Genomic DNA, 12,025 nt, shown 5'->3' with positions numbered 1-12,025 from the left:
ATGAAGTCCCGCGGCTGGGGTCGGATCATCTCCACGGCCTCGGCTCACTCGCTGGTGGGCTCGCCCTACAAGTCGGCCTATGTGGCGGCCAAGCACGGCATCGCCGGGCTTACCAAGGCTGTCGCTCTTGAGGTGGCCACCAACGGTATCACCGTCAACTGCATCAGCCCCGGCTATGTCTGGACGCCGCTGGTGGAAAGCCAGATCCCGGACACCATGAAGGCCCGCAACATGACCAAAGAGCAGGTCATCAACGACGTGCTGCTGGCCGCCCAGCCCACCAAGCAGTTCGTCACGCCGGAGGAAGTCGCCGCCGTGGCCATCTTCCTCTGCTCGGACGCCGCCAAGCAAATGACCGGCGCGAACATCTCCGTCGATGGGGGATGGACGGCGGCCTAGCCGCCGCAGCGCCTAGGCCTGGCGCCCGACCGCGAAGTCCGCCAGGTCCTCAAGCGCCGGACGCCAGCTATTGTTGCTGGCGAATTCGGCGAGCTGGGCCTTGGCTGTGTCGGCATAGTCCGCCGCCAGGTCCAGGGTCGCGGCGTCCGCGCCGGTGGAGACGATCAGGTCGCGAGTGCGCTCGAAGTCGCCTTCGTTCTGTTCCAGCCGCCCGACCGTACGATCCCAGAACGCCTTCTCGGCCGCGCCGGTGCGGGCGATGGCCAGCAGCAGCGGCAAGGTCGCCTTGCCCTCGCGGAAGTCGTCGCCTGGGTTCTTGCCGAGCGTCGAGCTGACGCCGCTATAATCGAGGGCGTCGTCGACGAGTTGGAACGCCAACCCCAGATCCTGGCCGAACGTCCGCAACGCCTTGCAACGCTCAGGGCTGGCGCCGGCCGAAACCGCACCGGCTTCCGCCGCCGCCGCGAACAGCTCGGCGGTCTTGGCCTTGATGATCTCTAGATAGAGATCCTGGCCCAGGTTGAGATCGTGGGCGCGGGTGAGTTGCAGCACCTCGCCCTCGGCGATCACGCGGCTGGCGCGCGCTAGGATCTCGAGCGCTTGCATCGAGCCGGCCTCGACCATCAGTTCAAAGGCGCGCGCGAAAAGGAAATCCCCGACCAACACGCTGGCCGGCGCGCCCCAGATCAGGTGGGCCGCGACCTTGCCGCGCCGCAACTGGGAGGAATCGACAACGTCGTCGTGCAACAAGGTGGCGGTGTGGATGAACTCGACCGCGGCCGCCAGCTTGAGGCAGGCGTCATCCTGCGCGCCGGCGACGCGCGCGGCGGCGATCGTAAGCAATGGACGCAGCCGCTTGGCCGATCCGCCGATCAGGTGTTCGGCGAGGGCCGGGATCACCGAGACAGGGCTTTGCATCCGATCGCGGATGAGCGCGTCGACCTTGGCCATGTCGGGCCGCGCGAGTTCCAACAGCCCGTCGATGGACACGGGCTTTTCACGGGCGATCGCAGCATTGACGACGTCCAAGCTATCGAAACTCCAAGGCGTTGCACGGCGCCGAACAGGGCCGTCATTTGCGGGCGACAATGGTCACGGGTAAGACCAGGGTCAAGGCGGGCTAGGCTGTCTCTAGGCGTAAATGGAACCGACGTCACACCCCTTGCTTAAAGGCAGCGTCACCGAGGACCGCCTCTTGGGGGGCAGGATCGTGCTGCGCCAAGGCCAGGACGGCTATCGCGCGGGCATGGACGCGGCGCTTCTGGCGGCCGCATGCGACGCCGGCGAAGGCGCGCGGGTGCTGGAAGCGGGCTGCGGCGCGGGCGGCGCGCTGCTGGCGGCGGCGGCCCGCAGGCCTGGCGCGAGCTTCCTTGGCGTGGAGCGTGACAGCGCTGCGGCCGGCTTCGCTCGCCAAAATGTCCAATTGAACGACCTGCAGCATCGGGTCGAGATTGTCGAAAGCGACGTGCGCCAACCGTTTCGCGCGCTCGGCCTCGCCCCGTTCGACGCCGTGATGAGCAATCCCCCGTTCTTCGACGATCCCAGCGCCCTGCGCGCGCCGGCCGCCGCCAAGCGCGGCGCCTGGATGGCCGATGGCGGGCTTGGCGTCTGGACGAGTTTTCTACTGAAGGCCGTGCGGGAAGGCGGTTCGATCACCATCATTCATCGCGCCGACCGCCTGGCGGACATCCTGGCCCTGCTAGCGCCGAAGGCCGGTTCATTTCAGATCCGGCCCGTTCTGCCCCACGCGGACGCGCCGGCGAAACGTGTGCTGGTCAGGGCGCTGAAGACCGGCAAGGCGCCGCTGCAACTGCTGCCGGCCCTGGTGCTGCATCCACGTGAGGGCGCCAAGCACACGCCAGAGGCCGAGGCGATCTTTCGCGGCGAAGCGGCCCTGCCCTGGCTCTAGCCCTTGAACCAGACGACCTGATGCGACATGGCCCACCCTGCCCCGCCGACGGCCGCCTTGTCGACAGCTACGAGGCCGCCAAACGGTCTGACGCAGCGTCATCCCCGCGCAAGGCTGCGACGAATGCGTCTCGCCAAGCCATGACGTCAGTCCGCTTCAGATCGGCCATGAGCTCGGTCCAGCGGGCGATGCGTTCGGCCTTCGGCATGTTCAGGCCCTGGACGATCGCCTCGGCGACCTCCTCGCGGTTGAACGGGTTGACGATCAAGGCCTGGCGCATCTGCTCGCTCGCCCCAGCGAACTCCGACAGGATCAGGACGCCAGGATCTTCCGGATCCTGAGCTGCGACATATTCCTTGGCCACCAGGTTCATCCCGTCTCGCAGCGGCGTAACCAGCCCGATCTTGGCGGCGCGGTAGACCCCGGCCAGCTCATCGCGGCGATAGGCGCGGTTTACATAGCGGATCGGCACCCAGTCCACGGTGGCGAAGGCGCCGTTGATGCGTCCGGTCACCGCGTCCAGCCGGGCGCGAATGTCCTGATAGGCGCCCACCTCTTCACGGCTGGGCGTCGCGATCTGCAGCAGGAAGACCTGCTCACGCAGTTCCTCATGGTCGATCAGCGCCTGCTCGTAGGCCAGGAAGCGCTCCTCAAGCCCCTTGGAGTAGTCCAGGCGATCGACGCCGACGATCATGGCGCGGCCGCTCAGGCTGGCCTGCATGCGCTCGAACTCGGCCTGGGCGACCTCGTCCTGCGCGGAGGCCTCGAAGGTCTCGACGTCCAGGCCGATAGGGAAGGCCCCAACCTGTGCAGTTCGGCCAAAAGCGTGCGCGCGCCGATCGGGCGTCACCGTCCCGCCAAGCTCGCCGGTCACATAGTCCTCGAACGCGCTGGCCGAGTCCTCGGTCTGGAACCCCAGCAGGTCGAACTCAAACAGCGCCTCGACCAGCTCGCGGTGGTTTGGAAGCGTCGCCAGCAATCGCCGCGCAGGCCATGGGATGTGCAGGAAGAAGCCGATCCGGTTCTTCACCCCGCGCCGCCGCAGCTCCTGGGCCAGCGGCATCAGGTGATAGTCGTGAACCCACACCAGATCGTCCGGTTGGATCAGCGGGGCCAGGGCGTCGGCGAACCGCGCATTGACCCGGGCGTAGCCTTCGCTGAACGAGCGCTCATAGGCGCTCAGGTCGACGCGATAGTGGAACAGCGGCCACAGGGTCTTGTTGGCGTAGCCGTTGTAGTACTCCTGCCGGTCCTGCTCCTCGAGATCAATGGTCGCGACCGTGACGCCGCCGATCCGCTGCACCGAAAGCTGGCCGGTGTGCTCTTCGGTGGTTTGACCGCTCCACCCGAACCACACGCCGCTGTGTTCGCGCAGGGCCGCGGCCAGCGCCATCGCCAGCCCGCCGACGGCGCCGCTGGACGCATCGCCAGGCGGCTGCACGCGGTTGGAGACAACGATCAGCCGCCCCAGGGGAAACTCCCCTTCAGATCATGAAAGACCGAATCCATCCGGCCACGCATTGCGTTCAATAGTAAGATTGAAATTACAGAATTTCCCTCTATGCGCGCAGAATAGTTTCGGCTCGTCCGAAATATGGGAACCCAATAGTTCGCGCTATTCGCGCGACATCACCTCATCCGGCACGGGATTGCTGCCCGCCTGCGCTGAGAACTCATACCACATCTTGCGCTTGTGTCTGCCACGCTCACACATCTGTGACCTCAACCAGCGGCAACCGGTCACATCCGAATTTGTCGCCATACCCTCCATATCAACCGCCAAGGGGACCAGAACGCCAATCCACAGCCAAGAGCAGCGACAGACCGCTCGGCCAAAACATCGGGAATAGGATCGAACCCTGCATGATGCGAACTGTGACGTTGCCCAAAGCCACCTCCCGGCGGACGTGGCTAGCCCAGACCTGTGCAACCCTGGGCGCGGCCGTAGGTGTGGCGGTATTGCTGCACGCCGGCGCTGCGGCGGCGAAGTTCGACGTCAATTTCACCAGCGCCCGCCCCTCGGCCCGGCTTGACCTGGCGATCACCTCGACGCCGGCCACGGTCAAGGTCCTGACCTGGCAGGGGGCCGACATCGACGGCGACGGCGCGCCGGACTTCGTCAATCCCACCGGCAAGGCGCCTCGCCAGCATGACGCCTATGGCTACGGCGCATTCGGCGCCTCGCGCGACGGCGGCTCGCGACCGCACGAAGGGGTCGACTATATGGTCGACGCCGGTCAGGACGTGGTCGCGCCGGTTTCCGGCTTCGTGACCAAGATCGGCTTCGCCTATGCCGACGACGCGCACCTGAAGTTCGTCGAGATCACCAATCCGGCGATCGGCTATGTGGCGCGCGTCTTCTACGTCGATCCGTCGGTCGAGGTCGGCGACACCCTGCGGCTGGGAGAGGTCATCGGCCGCGCCCACGGCCTTGAGGCCAAGTACCCGGGGGGCATGACCGACCATGTGCATTTTGAGTTGATCGCGCCGGGCCAGAACCGCATCGATGCGACCCGCGTCCTGGCCGAACGCTACGTGACCCGGCTCGCCACCTAAACCCCAATAGAAAAAGGCCCGGACTTGCGTCCGGGCCTCTCTGTCGTTCTGGCTGTGCGCCGCGCCTAGTTGCGCGCGGTGTCGACCAGCTTGTTCTTCGTGATCCAAGGCATCATGGCGCGCAGGCGGCCACCGACGTCTTCGATCTCGTGCTCGCTGGCGCGGCGACGGGTCGCCTTCAGGCTCGGCTGACCAGCCTCGTTCTCCAGCATGAAGTCGCGCACGAAGCGGCCCGACTGGATGTCTTCCAGCACGCGCTTCATTTCCGCCTTGGTGTCGGAGGTCACGATGCGGGGGCCGGTCACGTACTCGCCGTACTCGGCGGTGTTCGAGATCGAGTAGTTCATGTTGGCGATGCCGCCTTCGTAGATCAGGTCCACGATCAGCTTCACTTCGTGCAAGCACTCGAAATAGGCCATTTCGGGCGCGTAGCCCGCTTCGACCAGGGTTTCGAAGCCAGCGCGGATCAGTTCCACCAGGCCGCCGCAGAGCACGGCTTGCTCGCCGAACAGGTCGGTTTCGCACTCTTCACGGAAGGTGGTCTCGATGACGCCCGAACGGCCGCCGCCGATGGCCGAGGCGTAGGCCAGACCGAAGTCCAGCGCATTGCCGGTGGCGTTGGCGTGGATGGCGATCAGGCAAGGCACGCCGCCGCCCTTTTGATATTCGCCGCGCACGGTGTGACCCGGGCCCTTCGGCGCGATCATCAGGACGTCGATGCTGTCCTTGGGCTCGATCAGGTTGAAGTGAACGTTCAGGCCGTGAGCGAACAGCAGAGCCGCCCCGTCCTTGATGTTCGGCGCGATTTCTTCCTTGTAGATGCCGCGCTGCAGTTCATCGGGCGCCAGCACCATGACGGCGTCGGCCCAGGCCGAAGCCTCGGCGACAGTCATGACCTTCAGGCCGTCAGCTTCCACCTTCTTGGCGGTGGCCGAACCCGGACGCAGGGCTACCACGACGTCCTTGACGCCGGAGTCCTTAAGGTTGAGCGCGTGCGCGCGACCCTGGCTGCCATAGCCTACGATCGCGATCTTCTTGTCCAGGATGCGGGCGAGGTCGGCGTCGCGGTCATAGTAGACGCGCATGATCATTCTCCTGAAGTCGAAGGTAGCTGCGGTTCCGCGCAACGGCGCCGCAGCAAAGGCGGGGCTATGAAGGGGAATCTTGCGCGAACGTCAAGGGAAGGCCGCCCATCTGCGGCGATATCTCCGCAAAAAGACGCCGCAAGCCGCCGCTTGAACCAAACGCCGGGCTGTTGGACATAGTCGGCTGGCTTGGAGGGCTCCCCATGGCGGCGACACCGCAGGACGTGATCGGCTTCTGGCGACTGGCCGGACCGGAGAAATGGTTCTCCAAGAATCCGAAGTTCGACGACGCCATCGCGCTGAAGTTCGAACCGGTCCATCTGCGCGCCGCCCGGGGCGAATATGACGCCTGGGCCGCCAGCCCGGAGGGATCGCTGGCCCTGCTGATCCTGCTCGACCAGTTTCCGCGCAATCTCTACCGCAACTCCGGCCACGCCTTCGCCACCGATCCGAAAGCGCGGCAGATCGCCCGCACAGCCATCTCCGCCGGGCATGACAAGCAGGTCGATGCGAACCTGCGGCAGTTCTTCTACCTGCCGTTCGAGCATTCCGAGGACCTGCCCGACCAAGACCGCGCGATCGAGCTGTTCACAACCATGCGCGACGAGACCGGCGACGCCGAGGGCTTGAAGTGGGCCGAACTGCATCGCGACATCATCGTGCGCTTCGGCCGCTTCCCGCATCGCAACCCCTGCCTGGGACGCACCACCACGCCGAACGAGCAGGCGTTCCTGGATGAAGGTGGTTTCTCAGGCTGAGCCGAATCCATCTGTGGATGACGCAAACCTAGATCCCAATCGTTCTACAGTATCGGCTACGAATCACCCCGATCACGAGAACGGGCCGCCCGATGAACGTCCACGTCGCCATCGCTGACACGACCGATGCCGCTCCGGCCGACCATCCTGAGCGCCAGTATCTGACTCTGCTGTCCGACATTCTGAACAACGGCGTCCAGCGAGGCGACCGCACCGGCACCGGCACTCTCGGCGTGTTCGGCCGCCAGATGCGCTTCGACCTGGCCAAGGGCTTTCCGCTCCTGACCACCAAGAAGCTGCACCGCAAGTCGATCATCCTGGAACTGCTGTGGTTTCTGCGCGGCGACACCAATGTCCGCTGGCTGCAGGAACGCGGCGTCAGCATCTGGGACGAATGGGCCGCGCCCGACGGCGAGCTCGGCCCGGTCTACGGCAAGCAATGGCGCTCCTGGACCGCCCCCGACGGGCGGGTGATCGACCAGATCGCCAATGTCCTCGAAGGCCTGAAGACCAACCCCAACTCGCGCCGCCATATCGTCTCGGCCTGGAACCCTGCCGACGTCGACGACATGGCCCTGCCGCCCTGCCACTGCCTGTTCCAGTTCTTCGTGGCTGACGGAAAGCTGTCCTGCCAGCTCTACCAGCGATCGGCCGACGTCTTCCTGGGCGTGCCGTTCAACATCGCCTCCTACGCCCTGCTGACCATGATGGTCGCCAAGGTGACGGGGCTGGAGCCGGGCGAGTTCGTCCACACCCTGGGCGACGCCCACCTCTATCTGAACCACCTGGACCAGGCGAAGGAGCAGATTGGGCGCGAGCCCCTGCCCCTGCCGATCATGGAGATCGCCGACAAGCGCGACCTCTTCGCCTTCGAATACGAAGACTTCAAACTGCGCGGCTACAAGGCCCACGAAAAGATCGCCGCTCCGATCGCGGTCTGAGCAGCTCTCCGCTGACGTCCCGGATTGTCATCCCGGTTTGCGAAGCAAGACCGGGACCTATGAACACCTGATGGTTCAAGCTGCGGCGAGACCTCTCCATTTTCTGAAGCCCCAGCGTGAATGGGTCCCGGCCTTGCTTCGCAAACCGGGATGACACCTGGAGCGTCGCTCGCTTCCAACCTTACAGATTTGCGAGCTGAGCGACCGCGGGCCGTGGGGCTGCGATGGTCTTCTGTGATCACCGGCACAGACCGGTTGAACACATGGAGAGCCTTATGCGTAACCTGATCGCCCCCGCCGCCCTGATCCTGAGCCTGGCCGCGGGCTCCGCCGCTTTCGCCGCCACGCCTGCGCCAGCCGCCGCCGTAAAGCCCGCGGCCACCGCCAAGATGGACGCGAGCGCCAAGCGCACCGCCTGCGAGCAGTCCTGGAAGAGCCAGAAGACCCACACCGGTACGGAAGCCGCCTTCGTGAAGGCCTGCGTCGCCAAGGGATAGCTCGGCGCTGGCAAGGTCGGGCGGCCGGTCTCCCGCGGCCGCCCGATCGCCATTTGGATCGCCGGCGAAAGAGGGCCATCTTCAGCAGACCTAACGTTAGGAAGGCCCCATGAGCCGCCGCATCCTGCTGGTCGAGGACGACGCCGAGACGGCGGACTACATCCTCAAGGGACTTCGTGAGGAGGGCTACACCGTCGAGCATATGGCCGACGGCCGTGACGGCTTCTATGCAGCGTCGGGATCGGAATTCGACGCCATCGTCATGGATCGCATGATCCCCGGAATGGACGGCCTAAGCGTCGTGAAGGCGCTGCGTGCGGCCTCGATTCCCACCCCTATCCTGTTCCTCAGCGCCCTCAGCCACCTGGACGAACGTGTCACCGGGCTGCGCGCCGGCGGCGACGACTATCTCACCAAGCCCTTTGGCTATTCAGAGCTCTCTGCCCGACTGGAGAACCTGTTGCGGCGGCGGACCGGGCCGGAGGTCGAGACCCAGCTTGCCTGCGGCGATCTTGTGGTCGATCTCCTGACCCGCCGGGTGAGCCGCGCCGGCCGCGCCCTCGACCTGCTGCCCCGCGAATTCAAGCTGCTTGAGTACCTGCTGCGCCACAAGGACCGCGTCGTCACCCGCACGATGCTGCTGGAACAGGTCTGGGATTATCGTTTCGACCCGCACACCAGCGTCGTCGACACCCACATCAGCCGCCTGCGCAAGAAGATCGACGACGGCTTCGCCCAACCGCTGCTGCACACCCTGCGCGGAACCGGATACCGGCTATCCCTGGAACCATGACGCCCGTGCGATCCAGACTGCGGCCCGGCGCAGTGATTTTTGTCATGCTCGCCGTGGCGCTGTCGGCCCTGGCCGTCGGCCTGCTGATGATCGATCGGATCGGCGAGGCGATCATCGCCGAGCGGCAGCAGGCCGTGGCCACCGCCGCCCGCGACTATTTCGTGGCCTTCGCGCATGAGGAGGGCGTCGCCCCTCTCGCCCGCGCCCTGGACCTGCGCGAGCGCACCGATCCAGGCGGCGCCTTCCGCTATGCTCTTTACGCCGAAGACGGCCGACTTCTGGGCGGCGCGCGATTGCTGGGCGCCGAGCGCCTGCCCGCCTCGGGCGCGGCAAAGCTGAAGATCCTGACGGAGGGCCGCGACACGCCCTGGCGGGTGCTGGTCCAGCCGCTCTCGGTCGGCGGCACGCTGGTGGTCTACGAAGACATCGGCGAGCGCATCGCCTTCCAGCGCGCCCTGGTCGCCAGCGGCGGGGTCGCCCTGCTGGCCGGGGTGGGGGTGGTGCTCCTGGCCGCCCTCTGGCTCAACCGCCTGCTGCTGAGCCGGATGGAGACCCTGGCCTCCACCGCCGGCCGCATCGCCGAGGGCGACCTTTCGGCCCGCACCGAGACGCACCCGAAGGGCGACGTCTTCGACCGCCTCGGCGAGGCCATGAACGGCATGCTCGACCGGATCGAGGAGCTGATGACCGGCATGCGGACCGTCACCGACAGCCTGGCCCACGACCTACGCTCGCCCCTGACCCGCATGCGCGCCGACCTTGCCCGCGCCATGGAGCCCGGCGTGGATGAGCGCACGCGCCTGGACGCCATCGAGCTGGCCCACGCCGAGGCCGACCGCTCTCTCGCCACGCTTTCGGCCTTGATGGACATCGCTCGCGCCGAGGCCGGCCTCTCGCGCGAAATGATGGCGCCGGTGGACCTGACCACCCTGGTCAGCGAAATCGGCGAGCTCTTCGCCCCGATGATCGAGGACGCCGGCCAGGCGCTGATGACCTCGACCCCATCGGAACCGGTCGTCGTCAACGCCCACGAACTGATCCTGCGCCAGGCGGTCGGCAACCTGCTGCACAACGCCGCCCTCTATGCCGGCGAAGGCGCCGTGATCCGGCTACTCCTCGAACGGACGCCAGGCCGCGTGAAGATCGTCGTCGCCGATTCCGGCCCCGGCATCCCGCTCGAGCACCGCGGCCGGGTACGCGAGCGGTTTGTGCGGCTGGACGCGGCCCGCTCAGCCCCCGGCGGCGGCCTTGGCCTGGCTATCGTCGCGGCCTGCGCCAAGCTGCATGGCGGGTCGCTCGACCTGCTGGACGCCGACCCAGGGCTTCGCGTCGTGATCGACTTGGCCGACCACCGATAGAAGCTGCTAAGAGGCTGGCATGACCTCACCCATCCTCACCGCCGGCCCCATCGCTCGCTCCCGCAACGGCGTCATCGGGCGCGACGGCGCCCTGCCTTGGCGGTTGAAATCCGACATGGCGATCTTCCGCGCGGTGACCATGGGCAAGCCGGTGATCATGGGGCGCAAGACCTGGGACAGCCTGCCCAAGAAGCCCCTGATCGGCCGCACCAACATCGTGCTCTCCAAGGACGGCTCGTTCGAGCCGAAGCAGGCCGTGGTCTGCGACGAGTTCGCCGAGGCGGTCTCCATCGCCCGCGAACAAGCCGAGGAGGATGGCCGCGACGAATATTGCGTGATCGGCGGCGCCTCGCTGTTCGAGATCGCCCTCGGCCGCGCCAAGCGCCTCTACCTGACCGAGGTCGACGCCGAGGTGGAGGGCGACGTGAAGCTCTCGCCGATCGATGAAAGCCGCTGGACCGAAGTCCGCCGCGAGGAACATCCCGCCGGGCCTGACGACGAATACGCCTTCACCTTCCGGGTGCTGGAGCGCCGCTAGTCCCGCGCTCGGCCTGCCGCAACGGAAGGTGAACGGTCGTTTAAATTCCGGCTGTTGCAACGGCGCTGATCGGTCATAGTCGCTCCCAAACGCTGCCGATCCGTGCGGCGAACCGCCAGGGAGATGACCATGGACATGCAGCTAGTCGCCGAGGGCTTCGAGTTTCCGGAAGGCCCGATCGCCATGGCCGACGGCTCGGTGATCCTGACCGAGATCAAGGGCCAGCGCCTGACCCGGGTCTATCCCGACGGCCGCAAGGAGACCGTGGTCGAGACCGGCGGCGGTCCCAACGGCGCGGCCATCGGGCCGGACGGCGCGATCTACATCACCAACAACGGCGGCTCCTTCACCTGGCCCCAGCAAGACGGCCTGACCATTCCAGGCCCGACGCCCGACACCCACAAGGGCGGCTATATCCAGCGCTTCGACCTGGCGACCGGCGAGCTCAAGACCCTTTACGAAACCTGCGATGGCCGGCCCTTCGTCGGGCCCAACGACCTGGTGTTCGATAAGCAGGGCGGCTTCTGGTTCTCCGACCACGGCTGCTCGACGCCCGAAGGCCGCAAGTTTGGCGCGCTCTACTACGCCAAGATCGACGGCAGCCATGTCAGCTGCCAGCGCGACCACCTGATCTCGCCGAACGGCGTCGGCCTCTCGCCCGATGAGAAAACGGTCTATCTCGCCGACACCCAACTCGGCCGCCTCTGGGCCTTCGACGTCGTCGAGCCGGGCGTCCTGGCGCCGCAGGTAGGCTTCGGAGCCGGTCGCTCGGTCGCCAACCTGCCCGGCGTGCAGTTCCTCGACAGCCTGGCCGTCGAGGCTTCCGGCAAGGTCTGCGTGGCGACGATCCTGAACGGCGGGATCACCGCCTTCGATCCGTCAGGCTCGACCGAGCACTATCCGGTGCCGGACCTGATCGTGACCAACATCTGCTTCGGCGGTTCAGACATGATGACCGCGTGGATCACCGCCTCGTCCACCGGCAAGCTCTACAAGACCACCTGGCCGCGCGCAGGCCTGAAGCTGAACTTCAACGCCTAGCGGTCGCTTCATTCCTCTCCCCGCTGGCGGGGAGAGGTTAGGTGAGGGGTTGGGCGCGCCAGCGACGACATCCGGCCTGGCGAGCAAACGGCGATGTTCGTGAAGGAGCGGCAAGCCGCCCCCTCACCTAGCCTCTCCCGAGGGAGAGGA

At 66.3% G+C, this 12,025-nt stretch carries 13 protein-coding genes; 10 read left to right on the top strand and 3 right to left on the bottom strand.

The annotated features are described in order from the left end of the window. Nucleotides 1-399, top strand: a 399-nt coding sequence (locus tag Q8M13_RS15650; RefSeq protein WP_305300958.1) for an SDR family oxidoreductase, incomplete at its 5' end; no start/stop codon positions are given. A gap of 12 nt (nt 400-411) precedes the next feature. Here Q8M13_RS15650 and Q8M13_RS15645 read toward each other — a convergent pair. Next, complete coding sequence (locus tag Q8M13_RS15645; RefSeq protein WP_305300961.1) at nt 412-1,383, bottom strand: polyprenyl synthetase family protein; 972 nt, start codon at nt 1,381-1,383, stop codon at nt 412-414. 157 nt (nt 1,384-1,540) lie between these two features. Here Q8M13_RS15645 and Q8M13_RS15640 point away from each other — a divergent pair, with 157 nt between their 5' ends. Beyond that, complete coding sequence (locus Q8M13_RS15640; protein WP_305300957.1) at nt 1,541-2,308, top strand: tRNA1(Val) (adenine(37)-N6)-methyltransferase; 768 nt, start codon at nt 1,541-1,543, stop codon at nt 2,306-2,308. A 67-nt stretch (nt 2,309-2,375) separates the two neighbouring features. On the opposite strand, the gene otsA is transcribed toward Q8M13_RS15640, so the two are convergent. Continuing rightward, nucleotides 2,376-3,779: an alpha,alpha-trehalose-phosphate synthase (UDP-forming) gene (gene otsA / locus Q8M13_RS15635; protein ID WP_305300960.1), complete on the bottom strand. Its 1,404-nt coding sequence runs from the start codon at nt 3,777-3,779 to the stop codon at nt 2,376-2,378. Nucleotides 3,780-4,171: 392 nt separating this feature from the next. Between otsA and Q8M13_RS15630 the strand changes: the two genes are divergently transcribed. Next, nucleotides 4,172-4,864: a M23 family metallopeptidase gene (locus Q8M13_RS15630; protein ID WP_305300955.1), complete on the top strand. Its 693-nt coding sequence runs from the start codon at nt 4,172-4,174 to the stop codon at nt 4,862-4,864. 65 nt (nt 4,865-4,929) lie between these two features. Here the strand turns inward: Q8M13_RS15630 and ilvC are convergent, their stop codons facing one another. Further along, nucleotides 4,930-5,949, bottom strand: coding sequence for a ketol-acid reductoisomerase (ilvC, locus tag Q8M13_RS15625; protein WP_305300954.1), 1,020 nt, complete (start codon nt 5,947-5,949; stop codon nt 4,930-4,932). A 203-nt stretch (nt 5,950-6,152) separates the two neighbouring features. On the opposite strand from ilvC, the gene Q8M13_RS15620 reads away from it, so the two are divergent. The 7 genes from Q8M13_RS15620 (at nt 6,153) to Q8M13_RS15590 (ending at nt 11,875) form a co-directional block, all read left to right on the top strand. Continuing rightward, the gene (locus tag Q8M13_RS15620; protein ID WP_305300953.1) at nt 6,153-6,707 is read left to right on the top strand and encodes a DUF924 family protein; all 555 of its coding nucleotides are present in this window, start codon (nt 6,153-6,155) and stop codon (nt 6,705-6,707) included. A 92-nt stretch (nt 6,708-6,799) separates the two neighbouring features. Next, nucleotides 6,800-7,648 carry a thymidylate synthase gene (locus tag Q8M13_RS15615; RefSeq protein WP_305300952.1) on the top strand — a complete coding sequence of 283 codons (849 nt, stop codon included), beginning with the start codon at nt 6,800-6,802 and terminating at the stop codon, nt 7,646-7,648. Between the two features lie 275 nt (nt 7,649-7,923). Next, nucleotides 7,924-8,145, top strand: a complete 222-nt coding sequence (locus Q8M13_RS15610; protein ID WP_305300951.1) for a hypothetical protein — start codon at nt 7,924-7,926, stop codon at nt 8,143-8,145. Between the two features lie 109 nt (nt 8,146-8,254). Beyond that, nucleotides 8,255-8,938 (top strand): response regulator transcription factor, encoded by a 684-nt coding sequence (locus Q8M13_RS15605; RefSeq protein WP_305300950.1) that lies wholly within the window; start codon nt 8,255-8,257, stop codon nt 8,936-8,938. Nucleotides 8,939-8,943: 5 nt separating this feature from the next. After that, nucleotides 8,944-10,296 (top strand): HAMP domain-containing sensor histidine kinase, encoded by a 1,353-nt coding sequence (locus tag Q8M13_RS15600; RefSeq protein WP_305300949.1) that lies wholly within the window; start codon nt 8,944-8,946, stop codon nt 10,294-10,296. A 19-nt stretch (nt 10,297-10,315) separates the two neighbouring features. Next, the gene (locus tag Q8M13_RS15595; RefSeq protein ID WP_305300948.1) at nt 10,316-10,834 is read left to right on the top strand and encodes a dihydrofolate reductase; all 519 of its coding nucleotides are present in this window, start codon (nt 10,316-10,318) and stop codon (nt 10,832-10,834) included. 129 nt (nt 10,835-10,963) lie between these two features. Then, complete coding sequence (locus Q8M13_RS15590; RefSeq protein WP_305300947.1) at nt 10,964-11,875, top strand: SMP-30/gluconolactonase/LRE family protein; 912 nt, start codon at nt 10,964-10,966, stop codon at nt 11,873-11,875. Nucleotides 11,876-12,025: the final 150 nt, after the last annotated feature.

Origin of the sequence: Phenylobacterium sp. (assembly GCF_030681155.1) — a bacterium.
Lineage (GTDB): Bacteria > Pseudomonadota > Alphaproteobacteria > Caulobacterales > Caulobacteraceae > Phenylobacterium.
Note: the sequence above shows the minus strand (reverse complement) of the source record. Positions and strands in the feature narration are given on the sequence as shown.